This is a genomic window from Microcoleus sp. FACHB-SPT15, from assembly GCF_014849525.1.
GTDB classification, from domain to species: Bacteria; Cyanobacteriota; Cyanobacteriia; order Cyanobacteriales; family Coleofasciculaceae; genus Symplocastrum; species Symplocastrum torsivum.
In genome coordinates this window covers 1-23,217 of record NZ_JACJNU010000005.1, presented here as the reverse complement: position 1 = coordinate 23,217, position 23,217 = coordinate 1, and the positions used below count along the sequence as shown (strand labels likewise).

31 protein-coding genes are annotated in these 23,217 nt (G+C 43.2%); 11 read left to right on the top strand and 20 right to left on the bottom strand.

Annotated features, from left to right (window positions below):
* The 6 genes from H6F98_RS01040 to H6F98_RS01015 all read right to left on the bottom strand — a co-directional run bounded on the left by H6F98_RS01040 (position 1) and on the right by H6F98_RS01015 (position 3,614).
* Positions 1-324 (bottom strand): hypothetical protein, encoded by a 324-nt coding sequence (locus tag H6F98_RS01040; RefSeq protein ID WP_192216819.1) that lies wholly within the window; start codon positions 322-324, stop codon positions 1-3.
* Between the two features lie 287 nt (positions 325-611).
* A complete protein-coding gene (locus H6F98_RS01035) occupies positions 612-857 on the bottom strand; it encodes a hypothetical protein (protein WP_192216818.1) in 246 nt (81 codons plus the stop codon).
* 365 nt (positions 858-1,222) lie between these two features.
* A complete protein-coding gene (locus H6F98_RS01030) occupies positions 1,223-1,891 on the bottom strand; it encodes a site-specific integrase (protein ID WP_192216817.1) in 669 nt (222 codons plus the stop codon).
* Between the two features lie 265 nt (positions 1,892-2,156).
* The gene (locus H6F98_RS01025) at positions 2,157-2,564 is read right to left on the bottom strand and encodes a type II toxin-antitoxin system VapC family toxin (protein ID WP_192216816.1); all 408 of its coding nucleotides are present in this window, start codon (positions 2,562-2,564) and stop codon (positions 2,157-2,159) included.
* Positions 2,561-2,905, bottom strand: coding sequence for a type II toxin-antitoxin system ParD family antitoxin (locus H6F98_RS01020; RefSeq protein WP_192216815.1), 345 nt, complete (start codon positions 2,903-2,905; stop codon positions 2,561-2,563). Before H6F98_RS01020 ends, H6F98_RS01025 begins: the two co-directional genes overlap by 4 nt.
* A gap of 202 nt (positions 2,906-3,107) precedes the next feature.
* Positions 3,108-3,614 carry a hypothetical protein gene (locus H6F98_RS01015; RefSeq protein ID WP_192216814.1) on the bottom strand — a complete coding sequence of 169 codons (507 nt, stop codon included), beginning with the start codon at positions 3,612-3,614 and terminating at the stop codon, positions 3,108-3,110.
* 71 nt (positions 3,615-3,685) lie between these two features.
* Here H6F98_RS01015 and H6F98_RS01010 point away from each other — a divergent pair, with 71 nt between their 5' ends.
* Positions 3,686-4,180 carry a hypothetical protein gene (locus H6F98_RS01010; RefSeq protein ID WP_192216813.1) on the top strand — a complete coding sequence of 165 codons (495 nt, stop codon included), beginning with the start codon at positions 3,686-3,688 and terminating at the stop codon, positions 4,178-4,180.
* An 83-nt stretch (positions 4,181-4,263) separates the two neighbouring features.
* On the opposite strand, the gene H6F98_RS01005 is transcribed toward H6F98_RS01010, so the two are convergent.
* The 9 genes from H6F98_RS01005 to H6F98_RS00965 form a co-directional block, all read right to left on the bottom strand.
* Positions 4,264-5,103 (bottom strand): hypothetical protein, encoded by an 840-nt coding sequence (locus H6F98_RS01005; RefSeq protein ID WP_192216812.1) that lies wholly within the window; start codon positions 5,101-5,103, stop codon positions 4,264-4,266.
* Positions 5,104-5,239: 136 nt separating this feature from the next.
* Positions 5,240-5,545, bottom strand: coding sequence for a helix-turn-helix domain-containing protein (locus H6F98_RS01000; RefSeq protein WP_192216811.1), 306 nt, complete (start codon positions 5,543-5,545; stop codon positions 5,240-5,242).
* Complete coding sequence (locus H6F98_RS00995; RefSeq protein ID WP_199348234.1) at positions 5,542-5,853, bottom strand: hypothetical protein; 312 nt, start codon at positions 5,851-5,853, stop codon at positions 5,542-5,544. Before H6F98_RS00995 ends, H6F98_RS01000 begins: the two co-directional genes overlap by 4 nt.
* A 10-nt stretch (positions 5,854-5,863) precedes the next feature.
* Positions 5,864-8,080 carry a hypothetical protein gene (locus H6F98_RS00990; protein WP_192216810.1) on the bottom strand — a complete coding sequence of 739 codons (2,217 nt, stop codon included), beginning with the start codon at positions 8,078-8,080 and terminating at the stop codon, positions 5,864-5,866.
* Between the two features lie 56 nt (positions 8,081-8,136).
* Positions 8,137-8,862, bottom strand: a complete 726-nt coding sequence (locus tag H6F98_RS00985) for a hypothetical protein (RefSeq protein ID WP_192216809.1) — start codon at positions 8,860-8,862, stop codon at positions 8,137-8,139.
* A complete protein-coding gene (locus tag H6F98_RS00980) occupies positions 8,855-9,043 on the bottom strand; it encodes a hypothetical protein (protein WP_192216808.1) in 189 nt (62 codons plus the stop codon). Before H6F98_RS00980 ends, H6F98_RS00985 begins: the two co-directional genes overlap by 8 nt.
* Positions 9,044-9,266: 223 nt before the next feature.
* Positions 9,267-9,617, bottom strand: a complete 351-nt coding sequence (locus H6F98_RS00975; RefSeq protein WP_192216807.1) for a hypothetical protein — start codon at positions 9,615-9,617, stop codon at positions 9,267-9,269.
* 224 nt (positions 9,618-9,841) lie between these two features.
* Entirely contained in the window at positions 9,842-10,582 is a 741-nt protein-coding gene (locus H6F98_RS00970; protein ID WP_192216806.1) for a hypothetical protein, read from the bottom strand.
* A 4-nt stretch (positions 10,583-10,586) separates the two neighbouring features.
* Positions 10,587-11,030, bottom strand: a complete 444-nt coding sequence (locus H6F98_RS00965; protein ID WP_192216805.1) for a hypothetical protein — start codon at positions 11,028-11,030, stop codon at positions 10,587-10,589.
* A 547-nt stretch (positions 11,031-11,577) separates the two neighbouring features.
* On the opposite strand from H6F98_RS00965, the gene H6F98_RS00960 reads away from it, so the two are divergent.
* From H6F98_RS00960 to H6F98_RS00950, 3 genes are read left to right on the top strand one after another with little or no spacing between them, the layout of a single operon-like run.
* Positions 11,578-11,850, top strand: a complete 273-nt coding sequence (locus H6F98_RS00960; RefSeq protein ID WP_192216804.1) for a hypothetical protein — start codon at positions 11,578-11,580, stop codon at positions 11,848-11,850.
* On the top strand, positions 11,847-12,035 hold the full coding sequence (locus tag H6F98_RS00955; RefSeq protein WP_192216803.1) for a hypothetical protein: 189 nt from the start codon (positions 11,847-11,849) through the stop codon (positions 12,033-12,035). The genes H6F98_RS00960 and H6F98_RS00955 overlap by 4 nt, the downstream gene beginning before the upstream one ends.
* 40 nt (positions 12,036-12,075) lie before the next feature.
* Entirely contained in the window at positions 12,076-12,378 is a 303-nt protein-coding gene (locus H6F98_RS00950) for a fertility inhibition FinO-like protein (RefSeq protein ID WP_192216802.1), read from the top strand.
* A 9-nt stretch (positions 12,379-12,387) separates the two neighbouring features.
* Here the strand turns inward: H6F98_RS00950 and H6F98_RS00945 are convergent, their stop codons facing one another.
* A complete protein-coding gene (locus H6F98_RS00945) occupies positions 12,388-12,660 on the bottom strand; it encodes a hypothetical protein (RefSeq protein ID WP_192216801.1) in 273 nt (90 codons plus the stop codon).
* Positions 12,661-13,370: 710 nt separating this feature from the next.
* Here H6F98_RS00945 and H6F98_RS00940 point away from each other — a divergent pair.
* The 5 genes from H6F98_RS00940 (at position 13,371) to H6F98_RS00920 (ending at position 19,035) form a co-directional block, all read left to right on the top strand.
* Positions 13,371-13,514 (top strand): hypothetical protein, encoded by a 144-nt coding sequence (locus H6F98_RS00940; protein ID WP_192216800.1) that lies wholly within the window; start codon positions 13,371-13,373, stop codon positions 13,512-13,514.
* Entirely contained in the window at positions 13,511-13,885 is a 375-nt protein-coding gene (locus H6F98_RS00935) for a hypothetical protein (protein ID WP_192216799.1), read from the top strand. The genes H6F98_RS00940 and H6F98_RS00935 overlap by 4 nt, the downstream gene beginning before the upstream one ends.
* Positions 13,885-17,919 carry a plasmid replication protein, CyRepA1 family gene (locus H6F98_RS00930; RefSeq protein ID WP_192216798.1) on the top strand — a complete coding sequence of 1,345 codons (4,035 nt, stop codon included), beginning with the start codon at positions 13,885-13,887 and terminating at the stop codon, positions 17,917-17,919. The genes H6F98_RS00935 and H6F98_RS00930 overlap by 1 nt, the downstream gene beginning before the upstream one ends.
* 68 nt (positions 17,920-17,987) lie before the next feature.
* The gene (locus tag H6F98_RS00925; protein WP_192216797.1) at positions 17,988-18,485 is read left to right on the top strand and encodes a phBC6A51 family helix-turn-helix protein; all 498 of its coding nucleotides are present in this window, start codon (positions 17,988-17,990) and stop codon (positions 18,483-18,485) included.
* Between the two features lie 52 nt (positions 18,486-18,537).
* Positions 18,538-19,035: a phBC6A51 family helix-turn-helix protein gene (locus H6F98_RS00920; RefSeq protein WP_192216796.1), complete on the top strand. Its 498-nt coding sequence runs from the start codon at positions 18,538-18,540 to the stop codon at positions 19,033-19,035.
* Positions 19,036-19,134: 99 nt separating this feature from the next.
* Here the strand turns inward: H6F98_RS00920 and H6F98_RS00915 are convergent, their stop codons facing one another.
* The 4 genes from H6F98_RS00915 to H6F98_RS00900 form a co-directional block, all read right to left on the bottom strand.
* On the bottom strand, positions 19,135-20,058 hold the full coding sequence (locus H6F98_RS00915) for a pentapeptide repeat-containing protein (RefSeq protein ID WP_192216795.1): 924 nt from the start codon (positions 20,056-20,058) through the stop codon (positions 19,135-19,137).
* Between the two features lie 314 nt (positions 20,059-20,372).
* A complete protein-coding gene (locus H6F98_RS00910) occupies positions 20,373-20,825 on the bottom strand; it encodes an MAG6450 family protein (protein ID WP_192216794.1) in 453 nt (150 codons plus the stop codon).
* Entirely contained in the window at positions 20,800-21,573 is a 774-nt protein-coding gene (locus H6F98_RS00905) for a Panacea domain-containing protein (RefSeq protein WP_242058256.1), read from the bottom strand. The genes H6F98_RS00910 and H6F98_RS00905 overlap by 26 nt, the downstream gene beginning before the upstream one ends.
* Entirely contained in the window at positions 21,551-21,871 is a 321-nt protein-coding gene (locus H6F98_RS00900) for a hypothetical protein (RefSeq protein ID WP_192216793.1), read from the bottom strand. The genes H6F98_RS00905 and H6F98_RS00900 overlap by 23 nt, the downstream gene beginning before the upstream one ends.
* 227 nt (positions 21,872-22,098) lie before the next feature.
* Here H6F98_RS00900 and H6F98_RS00895 point away from each other — a divergent pair, with 227 nt between their 5' ends.
* A complete protein-coding gene (locus H6F98_RS00895; protein WP_192216792.1) occupies positions 22,099-22,275 on the top strand; it encodes a hypothetical protein in 177 nt (58 codons plus the stop codon).
* Between the two features lie 68 nt (positions 22,276-22,343).
* Positions 22,344-22,676 carry a hypothetical protein gene (locus tag H6F98_RS00890; RefSeq protein ID WP_192216791.1) on the top strand — a complete coding sequence of 111 codons (333 nt, stop codon included), beginning with the start codon at positions 22,344-22,346 and terminating at the stop codon, positions 22,674-22,676.
* Positions 22,677-23,217 lie beyond the last annotated feature (541 nt).

Genomic DNA, 23,217 nt, shown 5'->3' with positions numbered 1-23,217 from the left:
CTAAAATCGAACTCTTCCAGAGGTAAACAATTGATATCCAGACGACAAAGCAGCAAATGCCAACATGAAAGATAAGAGACTTGTCGAGGTGACGATAAGGCCACCGCTGGCAAAAGCAATAACAATTCCTATAGTTATTAAAATCCATCCCCAACTCTGCTGAAGCTTAGTTAACACCAAGATTCCAGCAATACACAAAAGAACAGAACCGGAGGCAGGGAGATAGCCTAGCGAAAGAGTTCCTAAAATCACACTAGAAGATAAGAATCCAACTCCTCCTAGCATCAAACCTAAGCCTATAAGCCTAGTCAAAATAAACATCATAGATTTCCTCCGGTAGTTATTTTGCACCAAATATTCTCTCTAAAAAACAAACTAACAATCCACGTACAAAATTGCTGTGAATCTATAAAAACTTCTTCAAAGCTTTACAAGAAAGACTTAATAAGTGGAGCCTGAAATGAAGATTTGAAAGGGGCATCAGCAAGATAGCTGAATTTTTATTAGCACTCTAAGCTTAATTGCTTAAAAAGTTTCCGATTGCTCAGTGTCTGATTCAGCCCCACAGCTAGTGCGCTCATGTCGAGCCTTTCAGGTCTGCCAACTGACACTCAATATCTTATTGAATAGCTGTCTCTTGTCTTATTAACAGCCATTTGTCTAGTCTCTGCCTCAGTCTGTTGACACTCAGCCCCATACAACACTTTCTCGGAACCATCCGGGTAGTACTGCACACACCAGCCGTCTCGTCTTCTCCATGTATCGTAGGCTCCGAAAGTTACTAGGACTATTACTGTACCTATGCCAGTACCAATCAATACTCTTTTCCAACGTACTTCTGAAATCTGTGCTTTCACCCTCAGTTTTCCCTGATGAATACTTTCCTATTGATACTGGAAGAGAACTGGCAGAGAAACTGGGAAACTACGGGACTTTTGAGAAAGAATTTTGAGTCTCCGTAGTTTTACGGAAACTATCAGCCTTATCTGACAAAGTCCTGACAAGGTTTGTCTGCTTCGTCTTTCAACCTTAAGGTTAGAGAGCAGATGATGAGATTTGCGATTCAGACAAGCCTGAGATACTTCAGACAGCCATTCAGAGATTAAGGGAGGGAGGGAAAGAAGTTGATGCCGATAGAGCCGAATTGCTCAAATTGGCAACTTGGTTTTTGTGTTCCTGTTGACGAATCAAGATATTTCTGACCTCGACAAGCCTTCTGTTATCAGGAAGGGGACTCAGGAAGGTTATTTTCTGCCTGTTGTGAGGCTTGAAAGGGGAGGTCAACATATTCGTATTTCCTGACCTCTTCTCCCACTGGCGACAACATTGACAGTGCCGTTACCGCTCCCAAGACCTGCGAATCCTGCACTTCCAAATAGTTCTGAAGCTGGCTCAAGGAACGATGACCCGACACTTCCTGAATGATTCTCAACGGAATTCCCGCATTACTCATCTGGGTCAGAGCTGTCCGACGAAATGAGTGAGTGCTGACCCCCTCAATTCCCACTCGCCTTAATGCCTTTCTCAATATCCTAGACGCTGATTCGGGGTCTATATGCCCACTGAACCGACCGGGGAACAGATAATCTTGCCCTGCTGCTGGCTGGTAGTTTGTCAAAATCAACCGCAAATCTTCAATGACCGGAATCGTGCGAGTCGCTAATTTTCCCTTTGTGTTTTGCTTGCGGATTATCAATTTGGGTCGCACTCTGCCAGCCGTGTCGTAGGCATCCCTTACCTTCAACGTGCAAGCTTCATTGACGCGACAAGCACTGAACAGGCAGATTCCAAATAAGGCACGGTCACGGCTGTTCTGAAACCCTTCTCTGAATAGAAGTTGAATCTCTTGTTGTGTAAGAATCTTTGCTTTGCCGTGGCGATCTACCTTCATCCCTGACAATCAAGCTATTGATTCATCAGGCTACCTTGAAAGCGTACTCTCACAAACAAAAAAGGGATCACTATTGATACCTGGTTACAGTCGCTCTCTCACGTCTGATGAGGTTGGGTAAATTCCTGTTGCAGCAAACCTAGAACCCCGCCCAAGCTTATTGCAGCGAAGCTCAGAACGTAAGAATGAGGGTTTCAGCCCTAAGCTCTCCCCTCTGACTACTGAGCGGAAAAGGCGATGGCATACTGGTAACAATCTCTATGACTCACCCCACCTCTTCCCAATCTTCTATTTGTAGTCCATTCACCCGACTGAATTCACCTGTATTGTGCGTAACCAAGATTAAATTATTTACCAGAGCAATAGCAGCAATTTGTACATCATAGGGACCAATCGGCGTACCTAGTGCCGCTAATTGAGCGCGAATTTGTCCTGTAACTTTGGCAGCACGCTCATCCAAAGGCAAACTAGAAAATTGACTGAAAAACCGTTCTAATATTGCTAAATTTCGTTCGGAATTGGCACTGCGATACGCTCCATAAACTAGCTCCATCTGCACAACAGTACACAAATAAATATTTTCTGGCTGTTGTGCCGCCAGCCGAGCCGTAACCGTTGGACTGGTATTATTCAACAACCGAATGCAAACATTAGTATCGAGCAGGTAAGTCAAAACATCTGCTCCCGAGTCTCATACTCTCCCTGCGGTTCGCGCACTAGCGGTTCTCCAACCCAACCCCCAATCACCTCTTCAAAAAAACCAGGCATCCAACCTTTTCTTTTTTGCAGTTGGCTCAAAAACGTCTCGCCGTCAACAACCTCTCCCCGTTCAGACGCTTCAACACCGAGCGCCATTTCCCCTCTCAACTCCTCAAAGCGCCCCTTGTAGATGCGTTCGCGTTCCTCTAACAGCCTGATCCCAGCAATAATCACTTCCTCTGGTGATGTGTAATTACCGCTTTCTACCTGACTTTGAATAAACTGTTCCAACTCTGGAGTTAATAATATGTTCATTGATGCTTACTCTTGAATCTTGTTAATCGTCTTCCTATTCTAGAAGCGCGGTTTCAGTCTCTTCCTCATCGTCCAGCAGTGCCGTTAGCGCTTTCGCTAAAACGCTTAGCTTCATTCGAGAGCGTTCCAAACGTTTCAGCCGTTCTAGAAAACAATGGGCAGCACGTCTAGCTGCATCATGATTTTTGAATACTCTAGATTATCAAATCGGTTCAATCCGCGTTGCCATCATTTCAAACAAAGCCCAGATTGTCACAAAGGCATGAGGATTATTACACCAAGCCTCTACAAGAAGAGACTGAGCCATCAAGGCATCTTCCAGATTCAATAGCCCGTATTGATTCACTCTTTGAGCGATGGGAGCGAGTATTCCTTCCCAACGACCACAGTTAAGCAACGATGATGTCCAGGTTTCATCTGATAAATCGTATCCCAGCCACTTCAATCGAGGATGATGTTGTGGAATCGTTGTCTTTAACGCATCAGCAAAAAGTAGATAGTATTGTTGACCAGGTTTCGGTGAAGGTAACAAATAAAGTACATCCTCTACCTGTTCTAAACAGTCCAATAGATAGTTGCCTGACCCCTCGGCGTGAGGATTACACCATGAGTCGATGCTGCGAACTTCGCCTAAGTGGGGTAAACCCAGGAAATTAATATAATCTGCCCATTCAGGATCACCAACACGGCGAATAACTCTTGTACTCAAGCACCACATTCACTTTCTAATCCCTGTATAAATCTACGATAAAGTCGGTATGAGCATTACTCAGGAAAACTATGTCTTGTTTCGGCTTGCTGTTGCATTTAAAAATCACATCTCTCTATCTTGCTAATGCAGGAATTCCACTATTTAGCCAAAGCATTATCTATCAAATTGTACTGCTAGTTCCAATTATTGTAATCGAAGCCTACGTTCACAAAAAACTCCTAAAAGTTACTATCATTAAAGCGAGTTGCGTTTCTTTAAGTACAAATTTAATCTCAACGATTATTGGAGGATTACTTATTCTATTTCTCAGTGGAACATTTCTGGGAGTTCCCGTACAACCTGGCGACTTCCCATTCCTCCCGTTAGAAATTATGATTACACTCCTTCCTCTGTTTGTCTTTTCCGTTATTCAGGAAGTATTCGTTGGAGGTTTCGGGCTTCAAGGGATTGGAAAAGATAAGGTAAATAAATCATTTCTAATTGCTAATGCTTTCACTTATTTGATGCTCGAAGTCTTGGCGATTAGCCAACTTGTTAAAGGATACATTGAAGGGCGTGGCTAACACATCCTGGAGAGCGCAGCCAAAATGGTTACAGATGTGATAGCTCATTTACTGATAATGAGCTACCACTATTTCGGTTAATTCTAGCTAGATGTATGCTGGCTACTGCTATACTCTTTTGCTCTGTTTTCAAACCAAGTTAGAATCTGAGGCAATCTAGTACTATCAAACAAATCCTCAACATTCATGATATAGAGGTGAGCATATCTAGAAAAATAGATTCCTAATCGTTTGATTTCATGATTAGAAGAAACGCCATGAATTCCACCTATCTTTGACAAAAGGTAGTAGCCAACTACTTGGTCAAAGTCCTTTCTTTGTAAAACTAACTCCTTGATTGTTTTGATATCTATTAGGCAATCATCAATGACAACATCAGCATCAGCACCTCCTACTAATTCGGAAGCCAAACCAAAGGTAGGATTTAAAGCAACTACGCCTGAAGTTGTAAAGTCAGTGGATTTGACGATTGCTAACAAGCCTTTCAAATCTTCAACATCTCTTTCATTAATATCTAGAAAATCCTCTTGGAGATTTGCCCCTCGAACAACGGCTTCTAATTTAGCTAGCAGTAGAACTGACTTAATTACTTCGTCATTCATTATTTGAGTTGTGAGAAATTGCGTATAGTTTTCTCTGGCTTGAACAAGAGCAAAATATCCTTGCTCGTACAAGCGTTTTGAGCCACACTGCTTTACATACTGTAGTCCGTATTCAGCAATCCAGTTCTGACTTACGGCTTGTGGATTTAATTTCTGGAGCTGGAAACGTAGTAGATAATCAAAAGCGACTCCGATTAAGCTATAGTTTTTTGTTTGAGGGGCAGCTAAGGGTTGTGTTTGTTTTTTCAAACTAGGCTTCTTAAACTCTTGTCGGAATCTTTCTCTGACATCTGGAAATTGCAGAAAAGAAGTTAATGGCATAGTTTTGTCCTCTATCTTAAGAAAAAATTATCCCAGGAGAGCCACTTTTTATAAGTTTGTGGCTCTCTTGAGCTTTTTCAAAAATAGCTGAAGACTATGTAGCAAAAACTATCGTGTCGATATTGCTTTTTTGCCGCTAATCCCTACTGATTCGGGGACACAGTAAATCTCTCATTCCAGAAGGAATGTCCTCGAAATGCTCAAGGATAAAGTCCATTAATGCTAGATGACGTAGATCATCTGGGGTAGGATTTCTTCTGTTTCTACCAACTGAAAACCAGAAGCTAACGTTAGACACAGAGCGATTACAGATATCAGCAATTTGCTGATGATTAACATCCCACTTCTCGTAAAAAGTTTTGGGAGTCATTGCTAGCTGGCACTCGCTGTAGAGTTTAATTAAGCTTAACTCACGCTCAGACAGAGGACGATTATGGTTCATAATGCTTCCTCCTCGAACAGTTTAAGGTCATCTTCCCAAGCCGTATCAGCAACTACCCAAGCCGCACTTGGAGACTTCTTATCAAGCAAAATTAGGTAACACCAACTCCAGCGCTTGAGGTGAGGAGCGTCATTAAAAAATCTGCCAATAACGATTCCCCAATCATTCGGTTCATTCTCGGAAATCCAGCGAACAAATTGACCCTCCTTGTAGCGAGGCGAAATCACATTTGGAAAATTAGCAGGTAGCAAGAGAGAAGGTTGAGCTATTTCCCGAATCAGTAGCCCAGATAGTACGTCTTTTTTCAATGACTTTCTCCTATTTTTTCCAAGACTTAGGCTGCTCAGGAGCAACATTTAAATGCTCGGAATTGAGGCATAACCACTTATCACCTTTGCTTCTCACCTGAGTAGAACCGCAGTAAGGGCAAGCGGGTTTAAGTGACGTGTCCGGACGTGTCCCTAAAACCGACATAGGGGAATGTCCGGACGTGTCCGTATTTCCTGGAATCCCTGTTATATAAGCATCCTGTGAAAGGTGTGGGACGCTTGCCGACACGCTCTGTCCCTTGCGTCCCTGTCTAATGTCCTTCACTTCTTCCAGTGTTTCTAGGTAAGCTTGGGTATCAATTTCAACGCTATCAAAGTAAGGAAGCTGATAGAAAATCGGGGAACGATTAGCCGTTACCATTGCCATCCTGAACTCTCTTGCCGTATCGCAAATAATCTCGTTTTGCTCCTCAATCTCAAGCTCAATTTCTCCTAAAGTAGCGAGAGCTTTTTCAACTGCCTTCTTTGAGTAAAACCGCTCACCATATTGAGTCAGAAAAGTCCGAATAGAAACGGGGTCGATGTAAATGTTAGTCATCATCTTTTGGTCATCAATACTCAATCCCTTTGAGGTAGAGATATTGGCACTTTGACCCATAACAATCACGCCTAAGTTGACATGACCTCCATCCTTTAGAGCATCCTTAAATGGCTTGGCTTCATCCTTGGTAAGGTCTGCCATAGTGACATCAATTTCATCCGCAACCCAGACGTAACCGACTTGATTTTTATAATCTGCATTGGCTGGATTCTTACGAGAGCGGTATTCTTCAGTTAGTCCTTTAAATCCCTTCTTACCGTCATTCCAGCACAGGCAAAAATCAAGTTCATCCCCATTCTTGACACTAATACCTGCTAGAGGATTGCACAATTCTACGATTGTGTAAGCTAATTTACGACCATTGGGAGTATTCGCTTCAAGAAATCCCCGCTTGAGTATGTGACTTAATAGGACAGCTACAGTCGGAGTCTTACCACTACCAGGTTCACCAATGATTCGCAGTCTTAGGGGGAGAGAGAGGATGTACTTGATAAACTCTTCCTTGCTGCGGTAGAGACTGCCTTTATCCGTTTTACGAGCAGGTCTTTCCTTCCTTATCTTCACAGCTAAGCATTCGGTGATTTCGAGCTTCCTTGCTCCCTCTACTGCGTACAATCCTAAGTTTTGGGCTATCTGCTTAGAATCATCCTCGATTAGTCTTACCAGGGCTTCAGAAGCTATAGAACGCGAGTAAGAATAACCAGCCGTTACCGTATTATCAGACCCTACCTCAAAGCCCGTAACCTTTAAGGGAATCTGGCGATGTACCCAAATCCAGTTTGCTAGAGCGTTTGCAATCTTGCCGTCTGGGTTGAACCCAAATTCACCATAAACAGGTTCAACCCAATCACCTGCTAATTGGTGCTGTAACCGTCCAACCTTCTCATTGAGTAATTCAATTTGCTCTAGGTAGTGACCGCGCTCCGTCTCAACCGAGTCGTTTATCTGACCCAAGTTGCTGTTGTAGGTACTAGCTAGGCTGGTGATCAATTCCCGTTTTTGCTCGTGGGAGACAGCTACCTTCTGACCCCATGACTGCAATCGCTTAAATAACTCCATTGCCTTGCAAGTGATCTGATCATGCTCATCAAAGATGCGCTGAATCTCTTCTCGCTTAGCGGCTTTAAATCTTTCTTCCGCTTCATCCTGTACTTTCTGATCAAAGTCATCCTCCAGACTTTCAATCTCTGCCTGTAATGTCTCAACAGTCTCGTGAGCCATTCTCAGTTCTTGCTGTAACTGGGTGATAGTCGGCTGTACATTGTTTGCATAGACAAGCAACCGATCTCGATGCAGATTGACTTCCTCCAATACCTGACTGATTGATGTGAGGTCATTTGCCAATTCACTATTTTTCTTGCTCAACTCACTGAGTCTTGCCTGTTTCTTTTCAAGGTTAGCGATCGCATCCGATAACCCTAATTCAGCTTGTTTAGCTTTCCGCTGTGCATTGCTAACCTTACTCTCAGCCTCATTAATCCTTTTGGTTGCCTTTCCATCCAAGACCAGATGAAGAGCCGCTACAGTTGGGAGACTCAGTAGGGTAGCGAGTGTGATGGTCTGACCAGCATTCTTGAAGTTGGCGCTTAGAAGGGTGCCAGTGCATAAGCTCACAACACCAGCGGCAACCGAAAGCACTACTCGATTACTGCGTGATAATTTCATTAGTTACAATCCTTCAGACTTAAGGGGCATCTGTGATAGATGCCCTTTTTTGCGCTCTACTTGGCTGGCGTTAAAGCGCCTAATTGAGACTTGAATTCATTTAAGCTAGACTGCTTTTCTTGGGTCTTTGCCCTAGCTGCGTCAGCAGAAATTTCCGCTTGACTCAACTTCTCATCTAGTTCGTCCTGAGTATGAACCGCAACATCTCGCTCAACATCTGTTCGATGAATGTTCGTTGAAAGAGATATTGACTTCTGATCAGTCGTTTCTGCTTGAGATAGATAGTCATAGTAATCGCCCTCAACTGCCTTAATTGCTGTAGCTGCCTTAATTCCCGCTCCAAACGCCTTGGCTTGCTTACCGACAGTTGTGAACACTTCCTTGCCTAAGTCAAAGGCTAGACCTGTCAGCTTAGCGGCTCTAATTCCACCCTGATAAATAGCCTCTCCTGAGTCGAAATCGACTTGAGAAACTTGAGGGATACTCGGATTGGGTTTTAACGGGTCAGCAATCTTGTAGCTCTCAGGATTAAATGTAGGTAACTGTGCTGAGATTGATTCAGGAGTGAGTAAGGGTAAACCTGGAATCTTTGCTTCAGTTATCCCACCTCTGCGAGTACCATTGGCTCTTGTAAGAGCATTAGAAATTAAAGCCGGACTAGAACTCGAACTTGATTTAGCAGGAGTAGAGGTTTTAGCAGGTTTTGAGGATTTAGGTTTGGCTACTCGGTTAGCTGCTTTCCGTCCTGCTCTTGCTCTTGTCGCGTCTCGTAAATTAGGCATTGTTCAGAAATTTCCTTGTGTTCAGGAGGGATTTGTAAATAATCTGAAGCTGATTGAACTCTGCATCTATCGCGTCAAATTCAGCTTCTAGAGACTCATCTAGGTCGTATTCGTTTAGAAACTCCTCTAAATCCTCTTCATCAGTTTTGAATCTCTCAATTTCTTCTGATAGCTCATCCATTGGCTACCTCTCTCTACATGTGAGTGCCAGTCATGAATCCTTAAATGCAACCCATGACTGACATTGAATTTATTTTTCAGGGGTGACTACTTGCTGGCTTAAGACTGGGAAGCGGAAGTAGGGATAGTTCCAGCCCACCAATCCACCTACAACAGCGGAAGATATGAAGGTTGGGACTAGTGGGCAATCGCAAACTTTTCCACTGGTAGGCGATTGCCCATCTCTATTCCAAGTAAGTTTCTGGCTCAATTACGATTGCAGCAGCTTGATGGATGCCAGTAATTGAGTCGGCTATCGCAGTAGCCAGGTCAGGTAGACGGGAATATCTTTTAGCTGTCACCAGTGCCGAATCAAGCTTGTTTCGGCATTCTGTAAGTACCTCAACCAGATATTGCTCATCAGCCAGGGTGAATGGTGAGGATGAGGTAGGAACTATCGCGCCTTCAGTAGGTGATTGCTTTGCTCTCAGGTCTGAATATTTGAGTAAGTCACTCCGGCTTGGGGTCGGCTCTGGTTGCTGAGTGGCTTTAATCTTGCTGTAGAGTTGCTGTTTGAGGTCATTCAGGTCTGTCATCTACCTCATGCCTCCCGTAAATGCGATCGCAAAATTAGAGTCGTCTACATCTAAATGAAGGGGTTGAAATAGAAAAGCTCTTACTCGCTGGAATAGATTCACCTTAGTTAGCTCCTGCTGCTCAAATTGATCTAAATGCTGGTAGTAATCCTCAAAGTCAATTTGGAGGTGTGACGCGAATTCCTCAAATTCCTCAATTGACTCGTTCTCGACAAGAGTAGAGACTAAATCCCGAAGTTCGCCCTCATCTCTATCAACCGCTTGTCGAATGAGTCGAAAAAATCAGAGGTTTCCTGCTGGCGTGATGCAGATGCTTGAAGTAAGGCTTTCTTGATTAAGTTCTCATCTCCAGACGCTTGTTGGTTATGGTCACTAATCAGCTTCAACAATATGTCTAAACGCATCTGGCGAAGCTTACTGAGAGCTTGCTGTAGCTCTGTCGCAGTGGCAAAAGTATCTTGGGCAATATAGTTGAGGATTACGGTTTTTGTTTCCACATTCTCTCGCCCAAACTGTTGCTCTACTGCTTCTTGAATTTGTTGTTGGGTGACGGTTGTAAATGCTCCAGACAAGTGAGATGAGGTAGAGCCATTAGATGTTGCTAAATCACCTCTCTCTTCTTGTGCGGGTTGTGTAGGTTGCATCATTTCTTCGGGTTCCTGTATGGCGGGTTGTGAAGGTTCTTGGGTAGGAGGCTCTAAAATTTCCCAAGTATCCGGATCGCCCTCTGGAGTAATCTCGGTTATTTCGGGTTCTGGGATTGTTAGATCTCCTTGACTACCTTCATGAGATGGCGCTTGATACTGTTTTTCTAGCCGTTCCATCACTACACTCAGTTCATCTTCAGTAGGTGCTAGTGGTGCTACAACAACCTCGTTATAGATCTCCCTAATTTGAGACTTGCTCAATCTGGTTCCCTTACGGGTCAAACGAGTCTGGACGGTTTTGATGTAGTCGGTAGTCATTGATTTAGGCTCCTAGCTTGATTGAGTTGACGGTCTGGTAGATGAAAGCAGCAGTTAAAACGGGAGTGAGCTTTTCGGGATAGTAGAGGCGAGTCTTCCTAAATCCGCCCACTGGTTTGAACCATCTACTGATAGTGGCTGGATGTGGGTTAATCCCTTGATTACTAAGGATTTCCAGAATCTCCAAACCCCTAATCTTTGATGCCGACTGAGCCAGTAACTTTTCAGCCTTTTGGTAATGCTCGAAAACCTTAAGCGTCCCTACGGATGTTCTGGGTAAATGCTGCTTGAGTTTGGCGTAAAAGACTGCCGTATCTGCATTTACCTCAAATCCTCCATCTTCTAAATTGCGCTTGACCTTATACCAGTGGTTGTCACTGACTCTCTTACCTAGATGTAGTTCGTAAGCCAGTCGAGCTTCTGAATTCGTTTGAGTCTTATTCCCCATAATTTGCGACCTTGCGAACAATACAATTACGTGTTTCTTCCTAAACAAGAGGCTTGCACTATTAATTTGCAGATGCAGTAACCACATAGAGGCTTTATTGCGGGTGCATTCTGCTGTCAGTCTGAACTTTTATGGCTTTATTCCTTTGCACATGACGCACATATGGGGGCATCAAGGGTTAGAGCCGTTTGAGTGGTGTGCAATCTTGCGCTGTTGTTGTTATGCTATCTACAGGTACATCACTTTGTCAATTAAATTGGCAAAGTGATGTAAATACTGAAAATTAAAGCCTAGTCGCAGATAATGTCTGATAAATAGACATAATGATGCGATTGATGGCTACAAAAAGACCTAGAACTACGGTGTCTTTTGACCCTAGGGAATATGAGGAGTTACAAAAATGGGCTGAATCAGAGTTTAGGACTATCCCCCAGTTAATTTCAGCAATAGTCAAGCAATCACTGATTGAACGGAGAGAAAAGAAGCAAAAAGACTAAGGCGATCACTATATAGCACAGTACCTTTCAGCTAATCAGGGGATGAGGTCATGAGTGAAGTACCAGGGCAGTACAACAAGAGTGATGGCACTCCTTTTAATCTACCTATATCGAGTGCAGAACACACCACACTCGACTTTGTTACCGCGATCAATAGCTTCCACTGGAAAACTGACTACTTCAAATTCTGCCAGGTCTTAGGGCTTACCTCTGACAGCTACGCAGAAGAAAAATATTCCCAGTTTCAGGAGTTGATCAGCAACCTAAATCAGTTTGACGTGGATCTGTTGACAAAGATGATCGAGTCAGGGGAGAACAAATGACCCTAACGAAAATCCATCTGCTCACTACCACACCCCTTGGCATCCTTATTGTCTATTTCACTAATGGCAGCGGCTGGGAGTTCCGAGTCCTCAGCAATGGTTCTATATTTGGGCATAGCAAGATCTACTACACGGCTGAAGCGGCTGAGAGGGCAGGTAGAGTGTGGGTTGGGACTGGCTGGTGAAATTTATTATGTGATGAAGTAATTGAGTAAAGGAGGTTCTATGACAACAGCAGGAAAACTAGAAATCACAATCAAAATTAACGAGTTCCCAGAACCCCAGACTGTAGAGAACGGCTGGAAGCAATTCGATTTAGACTGTGAAGGTCAGCTAGTTCGGGTCAAAGTAAAACCCAAAGTCTTCAAGAAACTCGAAGAGGCTAGAGACAACTATCCTATGTGGGTTGCTGCAATAGCGGGAAAGATGGGGGAACCGATTGAGGGCGGCTTTGTACTAGACCAACCAAATATTCAGGTATTTGAGCGGAAGCCGAAAGAGCCTAAGCCAGAAGAAGCAGCAGTCTAGGAATGACTCCTACCAATCGTCAACATCTCCTAGGTTGTAGAGTTGAGAGCCAATTCTTTCGTAGTAAATGGGCTTAGCAGGGGATTCCTCAGTCTGAGGTTCCTCGATATGAGCCTCCTCAGCCAAGTAATTGGGAGGATTATCTGGATCTCCTCCGTTTTCAATATATTCCCAGTAACGATCCCTGATCTTGAGGCATTGTTCTACCAAAGGGTCAGGCATCCTAACGTGAGTCGAAAGATACTGACTCTTACCACGTCCACCTTTAGGGGCTTTAGCCATTGTTAATTCCAAATATTAACTGTTACGGTACTCCTAAGCTCAATAAAACCCGTTAACTCGTTAACGACTTTTATCCTGTTAACGACTTTAGCAACTTGTAACAGATTTTTCTAGGGTAAATTCATCAATAAATGAGCTTGAATTGAACCTAAAATCTCTCCTAAGCCAGTCACAGCAATGCTCACAGCCTCCGTTTCTATCAAATGCGTTACTCACTCTATGGTTTTTGCACTCATTTGGGTATGCAGTTCACAAAAGTAGGTCTAAAATTTGGCAAAACAAAAAGCCGATGTACTTGATCGGCTTCAATAGTGTAATATTCACATAGAGTTCTGATCGAAAAGGAGATGCTCTAGTTTATTAACAAATAAATTTTTAGGTTGATTTGGTTCGGAGATTGCGAGACCGCAAATCTTTCAACAATCTAGAACCAGCCAAAGCGAGTTGCTGTGTGATTTTTATATTATCACAGCAGTGGAGCTTTGTATGCAGTTTTAAAATTAGGAAAATGCGGCAACAGCTTGAGCTACTTCTTCTAATTTCTTGAGTCAGTCAGGGTTGATTTTGCAGCAACCCTCATCACAAAAGCAGTCACCACAAAGCTTTGACATATATATACTCTAATTTTTCTATAGCAAGACTGCAAGCTGCTCAGGAAGTAAACAAGAAAGACTTTTGCTGTATGCCGCTCTACACAAGCGATACAGCTAATGAGAATTAAAAACAATCAGGGTATAAATAATTCCTGCTACATCACCTTTTCCCAAAATGGTGTACCAGCAGGTTATGGGTTCAGTCAATTAATCAAAAATTCTATCGGTAACTTGTTTGCTCCTGGTGGAGGTGAAGCATGAATCGCATCACCCTCATCCCCACTAGCAAAAACAAGTCTTGTGCCATCTGCGACAACACTTCAGGCAAATGTCGCCAGAGCAAGACAGATCAAGATTACTGGCAATGCATGGAGTATGCCGATGCCAGAAAAGGCGAGATTATTAGCAGCTACAAATGCCTAGGACATTCAAAAGATGGTGTTTGGGGTCAGTTCCGGATCGACAACTCTCAAGAATGGTCTGACCAACAACGGCAAGAGTGGAAAGCTCGTAAACCACAACGTCAACAACAACAAGCTAAAAGCAACCAAATCAAGCACCTCAACACAGGCAGACTTCCTACGGGGATTCTCAAGAAATACTCCCAGATTGAAGAAGGGGGTAAGCAGTGATGCAACCTCCCAAAGATTGGAAGATTTACCAGCCAACTAACAACGCAAAACTGATTGCTGAGTCCATACATCAGCTCCCCTCTCATTGGTCACTTACGCCACTGCAAGACAAGGCACCCAAGCGACTAGATTGGCAAACTGAACCATTTATCCCTCACAATCTTATTGCCAGCTTAATCACTGAAGGGGAGCAAGCTACAAACAAGCGAACAGGTAAATCCTACAGACGATATTGGTCTGGGTACGGACTGCGAACTGGTGACACTTCAGGCGGATTACTAGCGATTGACGTGGACGGGGTATCGGCTCAGCCAATCCTAGAGGCAATGAGTGGCGGCAATATCCCCGATACTGTTAGTTGGACTAGTGGCAAGCCAGGGCGCTATCAGATTCTCTTTCAAATTCCAGATGATATTCGTGTTAACCTTCAGAACTTCACAAGATACGTTGTCACTCAATGGCAAGGACTAGAGACTACCAAGGATGAATCGGGTAAACCTAGTGAACTATTAGAGTTTAGGTACAACCGTTGTCAGTCAGTTTTACCTCCTAGTAGGCATCCGGATACCGGATCGTACCGATGGCTCAATTCACCTGCGAATAATGGCGTAGCATTAGCACCAGACTGGCTATGTAATCTACTTTTAGATTTTGTCAGCAAAGAGCAGCATCACGTTACTGAAACATCAAAGAGGATTGAGTGCGTAAAGATACGACAGCGGGAACGAGAGCTTACACCAATATCAAGCAATAATGGCACCCTCTCAGATATTCTTGACCTCTCACTAAATCGCCTCAATCCTGAAGACGTTTTTAATTGGAGCAATCACAACTGGAGAGTTCAAGGGCGTTATGAATGGGCAGGCTATTGCCCTCGACACGACTCTAAAAGCGGTACGGCTTTCAAAATCAATACCAATACACTCGAATGGTATTGCTTTGGCTGTGATGTTGGCGGTCATGCTGCCCAATATCGTCATTTTGTTAACGGTGGGAATGGAACTCCAAAAGGCAAAGACTTTGCTGAGATAGTCAAGGGATTGGCTAATGAGGCTGGCGTTAGTCTTCAGAAAGCTAATCCACGAGAGTATATCCCTATCCCTGGCAGTGGGACTAAATTCAGAGTCCAACGACGAAACCTCGATGAACTGCTGAAGGTATTTCCAGCGCTTAAAACACCATCAGGGCAAAACTGGCTGAAGTCACGAGAGTTTACAGCCGATGTCACCGTCAATTCAGAATACTACTACCACGAACCACCTAAAGAAGGAGAGGGTCATATTGTTCGTAGTGGACTAGGAACTGGTAAGTCTTACTACGCAAACGAGTACTACATCAAGGAAGATGACGGCGCAATCGGTCTAGGGAATCGCAATAGTGTACTCTTGCAGATGCAGGAAAACGCCAAGGAAAGGCATGGTCATACCTGGTATCACATCCAACAGGACTTAAAAGGTAGTCCAGAAGAGTTGATGCTTATCAAAGATCCTCAAAGCAAAATCCTGATGTGTGGAGATAGCATTACCTACATTCAGCCTGATGATGCAGTCGGTAAAAAGTTTCTCATAGATGAGATTGAAAGCAACCTCAAACATCTACATCACAGTAGTACAGCCGTTAGCTACAAACGACAAATCTGTAAAGAACGACTCAGCCAAATTGCTACAAACTGCGCGTCATTTCTTGCCTGTGATGGCAACATGACCAACATGACGGCTGATTACACAAAAGCTATCAGCGGCAAGAAAATAATAAAAATTGAAAATGTTTTTACCGGAAATCGCGGCTCTTTAACTCTCTACAATGGCACGGTCAAGCGTGAAGAAAATAAAGAAACAGGTAAATGGGAGGAAGTTGAGAGGCGGCTTGACGAATACTCTCTCTTGCTGCAAATGATGATGGAGGATAGTGAAAGATTCATTGTTGCTGCTGATTCACAAGAGCAACTTGAAACTTGGGAGAGGCAACTACAAGCCAAAGGTAAAAAGACCTTTCGAGTTGATGGAAGTAATTCCAACACACCAGAAAGACAGAAGTTTATCAAAGACCCAGCTAAATATATCCTTGAGAATCAAATTGATGTAGTTCTTTACAGCCCATCTCTTGACCAAGGCGTATCAATTGATTTAAAGAACTACTTCAAGCGCGGTTATTTCTTCTTCTTCGGTGTAGTTCTGACCGACACACAAATTCAGTTCCTAGGACGAGTAAGAGATCCAAATATTGAACTTTTTGTGTTTTGCCAGACAAGGAACCTGAATGCTAACAAGCTCAACGCCGACTCAACACCTGAACTCCTTAAGGAATTTAGTATTGACTTTATGACAGAATGCCTTCACCTCTCTACTGAAGGCGAAACCTTTGCCGATAAGGTGCGAGAACTGGGAGAGCGCTTGATCCAAAGGTCAAATGATATCCACTTTGATTATGATTGCAAGCTACGAGCAAAACAGCACTTCGAGGAAAATAACGCTAGAAACTGTTTTGAGTACGCAGCGCGTAAGGCTGGGTGGACAGTTACGGTTGTAACTGGGCATAAGGTCAGCACTAAAGAACGGGATGAAACAAAGTCTGTCATCCGCTTAGAGAAGGCACAAAGACTGTTAAACTCCAACCGACTCACCGACAGTGAGGCTGAAGAAAAAAAACGGAACCCAGCCGCGACACTAGAAGATAAAACCGAAGTTGCAATGCATAGCCTCTTAAAGAGGCTACCAGGCATTGAGACTAAAACCATCACTGAAAAGAAGAAAATCTTAGTCCCAGCGTCTGAAATCGCGTCTGAAAAAACGGGTCAAAATTCGGGGGCTTTAGAGGCTGAAATACGCATTGAGACTAGTGTTGAGGTTGGACACCCTCTGTCAGGAACTACTATATATAACCAGGGAGAGGGTGTCCACGACGAGGGGATCACAGTGGAGGTTGAAACCGAGGTAACACGCCCTATATTAGATGCGGATTTTGTTGAAAAAGTGAAGTTTAGCGATCGCAAGCTAATCGGCAGACTTGAAGCGCTTTTCTTCCTGAATAACCCTGATATTACTAAGCGGCGGCAACAGGAGAAATGGTATAAAGCATTATCTCTATTCGTTGATGAGGAAGCACTTGATGAGGTCAAGACGGTAAACCCTGCATCTTACAAAAGCCATTTAGTGAGACTGAAGACACTCTTTAAAATGGGGCTGGGGTTCTTCGTGTCACCCGATGCAGCTTGGACGCAAGAGACTCCAGAGGTCTTGCATTTTTGGGAACAAGGCAAAGACCCAAAAATCGCTAGAAAAATTGGTTGTGAGGTGGGAGAGAGCGACCCCTGTGGATATGTTGGCAAAGTACTAGGCTCATTTGGTCTGAAGCGAGACAGTAGCGAACGAGTCGTCTTAGCTAGTGGTAAGAGGGCTAGGAAGTATCGGCTTAAGCCATTAGATCCTATTAGCCAAGCTATCTATGACTGTATTGAAGCCAGAATCATGGCTTCAATAGACGAAGACGCTATTATTCTTGACTGGGAAGAGATTCTAAAAAAAGCACCTCGTCAGGTGACTGAAACGCTTACTGAATCAAGTGTTGAGTGTGGACACCCTCTGTCAGGAACTACTATATATAACCAGGGAGAGGGTGTCCAAAATGAGGCAGGTGATTTGACGATAGTTGAGCAATTGGCACTAGCACTCCCACTATCTGAAAGTCCTGAGCAGTTTGCTACTCTCACCAAGGGATACACTCAGGAGGTTATTGAAGCGGCGGTTGACTCTCAGGATAGCCACCCTCTTCGCAATCAGTTAAAGCAATGGCGGAACGCGCAAGCGACAGTGGTGGAAGTAGCAGCGGCCCAAGCGGTAGAGCCTAACTCGATTCAAATCCAAGTAGGCGATCGCCTACGACTCGCTAAGGACTTACTAGCAACGACCAAGGGTAAGGTCATTCAAGTTCTTGAATCGTTTGGGGATTGGTTCGAGACAAGCTGGGGGGCTGTGAGTCTCACAGAAGTTGAGTCAGGTACTTGGGAATTGATACCGCAAGGAGTTGCTTGTTGATTCCTTCCACTAGTGTCGCTGTTGAAACCCTCAGCCTGTTTAGATCCGGGCGATAATGGGGAGTAACTGTGTCGCTGCTTGTCATTGCCATGTCGCTATCACCTCAGCAACTCGAAGCGGTTGCCCTACTAGGCAAGGGAACAAAAACTTCTGAAGTTGCCAGCCAGTTAGGAATCACACAGCGGACTGTCCAACGCTGGCTTAAGGATGATGAGTTTGCCAAGGCTGTCGCAGAAATAGGCAGACAGGCGACAAAGTTAGTCGTTGAATCGACTAGTTTTGATTTGTTTAAGGAGATTGAGAGAGCTACTGAGTCATCAGTCAAACTCCTAACGGAAATGATTGAGAACCCAGACATCAGACCAAGCGATCGACTTAAAGCCGTCGATATTGTCAGACGCTGGGGTGATAAACACCGTTTTGAGGAAGCGATGGATCGAGACTTTGAGCGCATGATACGCAAATTAGACAAATTGTTGAAGCCAGATACTTACGAAGAGATGTTAAAGGCAATGTCCTTGCTGTACCCTACGGAACGCCTCAACCTCAACGAGAATGAGCCGTGAGACGTGGTAGAGACGTTAAAATTGTCCCATCTAGAGACAATTTGAGACACAAATGGACAATTTGACTGTCCAACAGCTTCAAGCCGCACAATTGACAGCAAAAGACTGTCCAGCCGTAGAAATTGCAAGCAAACTCGGTATTTCAACTAAAACGCTTCAAAGATGGAGTAAAAAGCCAGCTTTTCAGGATTTCTTGAGTGAAGTTCGCAGCCAAGCCAGGGTAAAAACAGCCGATCAACTCACCGATGAACTGTCTTTGAGTCTTGAACAATTAGCACAAGAGCATTTAGAAGCTCACCGGAAGGTCAGACGTTTAGCTGAGAAAGCAATTGCTGCCCTTGAGACACGAGATCCTAATGAAATTAATATGAGAGAACTTGGAGTATGGAGCCAAGTGCTAGCGCGTCATATCGAGGGAGAAAGAACTGCTAGTAGTTTGCAATATTTGGATCTGAATAAGGCGATCGCGCTAGTGACTCAAGCGGGGTATGAAGTTAGCGAATCAATAACAGATGATAATCTTCTCTACTCCCACAAGAATGAGCTGTGAGCTGTGGTAGAGGGTAGCTCGGTAGGATTCCATCTAGCAGCAATCAAAAAGTGGTTTCCGCTACTGGGTTTTGTATCAGTTTCTCCGGTTGCGGTTTAATCATAAAAACTCTTCTTGTAAATCTCTTCCTATATATTGTTCATAATTTTCAATTCGCCATTTAAGATACTCCTCATCTGGTGAGCGACCAATTTTCTTATAGGCTCTTAGGGTCATATCGCTAAATTTTTTGTAATATTCACTAGCTAATAAGGAGGGTTTAATTTCTATTTTCTTAGAATCGGGATGAATAACAATTAGATTGAGGTCAAAAAGAGTATGCAAATCGGCTCTTAGTAATATCCCATTTGTAGGAGAGTTGTCTTTAGAAATGGAATAAGGTTTCACATGAGCAGCTTCTAGCACTCCTTTTATTGGACAACCTGTTATAGCACAGCGTCCTTTATATACTTCAAGCAGTGTTTGGCGAAATCTCTCTTGTCCTTGCCGCTTTTGAATAGATTTCCTCAGTTCAATTAAAGCAGTTTGAAATTTTCTATCAGTTTCAGATAATGACTGCTCTCTAGAGTTTTGTGTAGCATATTGACCTCTTCTACTTGTTAAAATAAGGTTTCTATTCCTTGGAGAAAAACCCCTAGGAAACCGAGTTTTCCTATTATACTCAGCGTTCTCCCAATCCGCAGACTCCCAGCCTTTACATTCATTCAATTTTGCTCCGTGAAGCTTTGCCCCTTTGAAGCTCGATTCGGGGAGGTTGGCGAACTGAAGATTAGCATCTTGAAGGTCGGCTCCTTGAAATTTTGCTCCGCAGAGAATTGCCGACTGAAGATTAGCATCTCTAAGGTTGGCTCCTTGGAATTCTGCTCCGTAGAGAATTACCGACTGAAGATTAGCGTTTCTAAGGTTGGCTCCTTGGAATTTAGCTTTTATAAGCTGCTCAGATTCATAAAATCGTTCAAAATTAAAGTTTTGACGGTTTTCACCTTGAAAGTCGAGGGGAGAGTTTGAGCTAGAACTCGTCATTATCTAAGCTATCTCCTGCTAAAGAGTACCATTAGTATCCCCGCCAAAACTTTTGTAGAACCAGATACCCAGTTCACTGCCAAGGGCAAAGATTACTGAGGCTGTTGGCTCCATAAGACTTCTTAAGGTAAGTTGCTTAATATTAGTTTTCTTAAATCCACCTGAGCATCGCTCAAATGCCTCTGCACACTGTCAAACGCTTAAAGCTCAATTTCGAGGGAGCTAACACAGAATCGATCGCCTCTCCTATTGAGCGGCTGTTCAGGATAAATAGGACTGTATTGGTTACTGGAAGACTTTTAAGAAACTATTTTTTACTCACGACAAACGTTATGATCTCGATCAAACCATACAAGACAGTAGATAGGACTACTGGGTATACGAAAACCGAAAATACGTTTTTTTTTACAAACACGCATTTCTGACATTGTTACGTCCTCACTAATACTTTCAGGTAGCTTTGGATAGCCATCAGTAACAATTTTAAATCCGCAGCCCACACTTTCACCACGCTGTCTTGAGCCTTGAGATTTTATCTGAAACCAAGTAAGGCTTCCTATTTTTTTAAGCGCCTTAACTAAATCATCAATTTCTCGCGACTCCCATTCCGATAATTGATATTTATTATTGTCAGCGTGTATAAAACTAAAACTTGGTTTCTCGCTATCTGTACTACCAGATTTCGTCGTCTTAGTTGTTGCCAGATCAGGGATTCTGCCTGAATTTGTAGGCACAGAAGGCTTAGGGATTTTGTTCTTCTTCCCCATCTTCAACCACTAAAGAGAGATAGTAGGATTTCATATCATCTAAAGAAATGACATTTTGAGATCTTTCGCCAGCATCCAAACCTTGGCGAGCTTTGATCCAAGGTGTCTCTGAATGAGTTAACTGTTCAAGGCGTTTAGCACTTAATTCACCATAAGCATTCCAGACTTCATCTAGAACTTCTATCTGATCATCAATAAACTCAGGTAGAGGATCTGAAGGTAAGGGAATAGCACTATACTTATATTCTTTATAAGTATCCCAAATTTTATAAACTACTGGACCATGTACCCAAGCTTGAATCTCTTCAGAAAAAAGAGGTTTGTCTTTGAGAGCTAAGCTCCAAGCCTGTGCATAATATACAAGCTTCTGTAATTTCAACGGAGAAATTGTATCTCCAGCTTCTCTGTCAACCTGGTATAGAAAATAACACGCTACATCTAAAGCATCAGTTGTATGTGGTTCCTCTTTGTGTTTTTTTTCTTCTTTTTCTTGAGGATTAAACTTGTCTTTTGTCAGGAGTATGCCCTGCGTTTCCGACATTAAATTTCTAGGTTTAGTGCTGACGACCGGATTTTGTTGAGGTAGGGATCTGTATTTGTAATATACTTGATTTTTTTGTTGATGAATTAGTCCTAACAACGATCTTCCTGTGGTTGTAATGTTGAATGTAGTCTCATTCGTAGGAGTAGTGTCCTTGTTTACTTCGTAGTGTTGAATTATAAGGTTAGGGGGATTCACTTTTGACATTACCAATTGCTGCTTGTATTTGTAAAACTAGTTGTTCAGCCACTTCTCTATTAATAACAAATCGAACAGTAGACTTAATTGGTATAGAATCGATATTCTTTAAATCTTCCATGCTTTTCCCTACCCATTCTTTTTGTACTTCACTAAGCAATAAAGGATCGAGAAAACCTAAATCAAAAAGTAAACCCTCAGGCAAGGCATTTACTAAAACTGCATTTACATAAAGGGGAATGTTGCCTTCAGTATAAACAAAGCTTAATGGAATTTGAAATTGACTTTCTTTAGCTTGATCTGTCATTAAAATAAATTCCTTTACAATTTTATACTTAGCATTCAAACGGCTTTATACCAATTGTAATGTTCTTACATCTAGACTATTCGACGTATAAATGTAATGCAAGTATCTCAGCTATAGTTTAGAGCATTGGTACGATGAGCCTTTATCAGCGAGAGGGAGCTAGCGCGGTCATGATCGCCTATCAACCCCTCTCTTTCCTACCCTCTCCACTCCCACGCGAATAAGCCGTGGCAGAGGGTAGCCCAGTAGGATTCCACGGTCAAACGCTTAAAGCTCAATTTCGAGGGAGCTTTTCAAGGAAGCGATCGCCTATCCTTGAGCCAGTTGTCCAGAACAAACAGGACAGTCCTGAAGACATCGGTTACTGGGAGCTACGCAAATGCGATCGCAACTCAGTTAGTTGATAAACAGGCTTGTTAGTTTTGCCAGAATAGGCGGGAATCCTAAATTTAGTGGATTGAGTCTTTTCTTTATGAAGCGAGTTAAGTTTGTTTCTCGTATTGTTGTTTTTGCTGTACTTGCCTCAGTGTCTAGCTCATGTAACTCGTCTAATACTGTTACTGTATCCACGCCCTCTTCTAGTCCAGTAGAGGCTCCACCCCGTTGTAGTCAAGCGGCTGGATATATCTGGGCTAATGTCACGCTTTACCGAGATAGCGCTTGTAAAGAGCCGTTTGCAAAGATAGTTTCTGCAAGCAGGGAGCAAGTGGTTATTCAACTCGATTCAGGAGGAGTCGAAACACAAAACCGAGATGCTATCAAAAGACAAGTTTATGTCATGACTAATGACCCTGCTATGCCATGAAATACCCGATCTCCTTCTCTCCCTATCTTCTCCACCCCTGCGAGAATGAGCCGTGAGTCGTGGTAGAGGGTAGCCCAATAGGATTCCACGGTCAAATTGTTCTAGGACATTTTAGAGAGGGTCGTCGGAAGCGATCGCGTCTAAGTCCAGACCAGTTAGGCAACTGATAACTAGTTATGAGTTAAGAACTAGTTAAATATCCAGTTAGACTCTATCAAACTAGTTAGATAACAGGATACAAAGCAAGCGTAACTAGTTACGCTTGCTACAGAGGTAACAACTAACTAGTTGCGTTGGTGGCAAATGAGGTAGAGCAAGGTGGTAGCTAGAATGTTGTTATATGGTCATCCTAGCCTACCAAGGATAAGGCTAGGGCAACTGGTTAGGCTCAACTAGTTAGACAAGAGGAGGCAAACTAGTTAGATATAACAACCAGTTAGGGACTGCACACGAACCAGTTCTCCCACCCTATACTAACCAGTTGTGTCTGTTAATTTAAATTAACAGACACAACTGGTTAGTATAGGGTGGGAGAACTGGT

What these genes read in the sequence shown, in the direction of transcription:
- H6F98_RS00970 (WP_192216806.1), bottom strand. Translation starts at nt 10,582, where the DNA reads ATGACTACCGACTACATCAAAACCGTCCAGACTCGTTTGACCCGTAAG.
- H6F98_RS00990 (WP_192216810.1), bottom strand. Translation starts at nt 8,080, where the DNA reads ATGAAATTATCACGCAGTAATCGAGTAGTGCTTTCGGTTGCCGCTGGT.
- H6F98_RS00980 (WP_192216808.1), bottom strand. Translation starts at nt 9,043, where the DNA reads ATGGATGAGCTATCAGAAGAAATTGAGAGATTCAAAACTGATGAAGAG.
- H6F98_RS01020 (WP_192216815.1), bottom strand. Translation starts at nt 2,905, where the DNA reads ATGAACATATTATTAACTCCAGAGTTGGAACAGTTTATTCAAAGTCAG.
- H6F98_RS00960 (WP_192216804.1), top strand. Translation starts at nt 11,578, where the DNA reads ATGAGTGAAGTACCAGGGCAGTACAACAAGAGTGATGGCACTCCTTTT.
- H6F98_RS00930 (WP_192216798.1), top strand. Translation starts at nt 13,885, where the DNA reads ATGCAACCTCCCAAAGATTGGAAGATTTACCAGCCAACTAACAACGCA.
- H6F98_RS00955 (WP_192216803.1), top strand. Translation starts at nt 11,847, where the DNA reads ATGACCCTAACGAAAATCCATCTGCTCACTACCACACCCCTTGGCATC.
- H6F98_RS00915 (WP_192216795.1), bottom strand. Translation starts at nt 20,058, where the DNA reads ATGACGAGTTCTAGCTCAAACTCTCCCCTCGACTTTCAAGGTGAAAAC.
- H6F98_RS00900 (WP_192216793.1), bottom strand. Translation starts at nt 21,871, where the DNA reads ATGACAGATCAAGCTAAAGAAAGTCAATTTCAAATTCCATTAAGCTTT.
- H6F98_RS00985 (WP_192216809.1), bottom strand. Translation starts at nt 8,862, where the DNA reads ATGCCTAATTTACGAGACGCGACAAGAGCAAGAGCAGGACGGAAAGCA.
- H6F98_RS00940 (WP_192216800.1), top strand. Translation starts at nt 13,371, where the DNA reads ATGAGAATTAAAAACAATCAGGGTATAAATAATTCCTGCTACATCACC.
- H6F98_RS00905 (WP_242058256.1), bottom strand. Translation starts at nt 21,573, where the DNA reads ATGTCAAAAGTGAATCCCCCTAACCTTATAATTCAACACTACGAAGTA.
- H6F98_RS01005 (WP_192216812.1), bottom strand. Translation starts at nt 5,103, where the DNA reads ATGCCATTAACTTCTTTTCTGCAATTTCCAGATGTCAGAGAAAGATTC.
- H6F98_RS00935 (WP_192216799.1), top strand. Translation starts at nt 13,511, where the DNA reads ATGAATCGCATCACCCTCATCCCCACTAGCAAAAACAAGTCTTGTGCC.
- H6F98_RS00965 (WP_192216805.1), bottom strand. Translation starts at nt 11,030, where the DNA reads ATGGGGAATAAGACTCAAACGAATTCAGAAGCTCGACTGGCTTACGAA.
- H6F98_RS01000 (WP_192216811.1), bottom strand. Translation starts at nt 5,545, where the DNA reads ATGAACCATAATCGTCCTCTGTCTGAGCGTGAGTTAAGCTTAATTAAA.
- H6F98_RS01010 (WP_192216813.1), top strand. Translation starts at nt 3,686, where the DNA reads ATGTCTTGTTTCGGCTTGCTGTTGCATTTAAAAATCACATCTCTCTAT.
- H6F98_RS00975 (WP_192216807.1), bottom strand. Translation starts at nt 9,617, where the DNA reads ATGACAGACCTGAATGACCTCAAACAGCAACTCTACAGCAAGATTAAA.
- H6F98_RS00945 (WP_192216801.1), bottom strand. Translation starts at nt 12,660, where the DNA reads ATGGCTAAAGCCCCTAAAGGTGGACGTGGTAAGAGTCAGTATCTTTCG.
- H6F98_RS00950 (WP_192216802.1), top strand. Translation starts at nt 12,076, where the DNA reads ATGACAACAGCAGGAAAACTAGAAATCACAATCAAAATTAACGAGTTC.
- H6F98_RS00920 (WP_192216796.1), top strand. Translation starts at nt 18,538, where the DNA reads ATGGACAATTTGACTGTCCAACAGCTTCAAGCCGCACAATTGACAGCA.
- H6F98_RS01030 (WP_192216817.1), bottom strand. Translation starts at nt 1,891, where the DNA reads ATGAAGGTAGATCGCCACGGCAAAGCAAAGATTCTTACACAACAAGAG.
- H6F98_RS00910 (WP_192216794.1), bottom strand. Translation starts at nt 20,825, where the DNA reads ATGGGGAAGAAGAACAAAATCCCTAAGCCTTCTGTGCCTACAAATTCA.
- H6F98_RS01040 (WP_192216819.1), bottom strand. Translation starts at nt 324, where the DNA reads ATGATGTTTATTTTGACTAGGCTTATAGGCTTAGGTTTGATGCTAGGA.
- H6F98_RS00890 (WP_192216791.1), top strand. Translation starts at nt 22,344, where the DNA reads ATGAAGCGAGTTAAGTTTGTTTCTCGTATTGTTGTTTTTGCTGTACTT.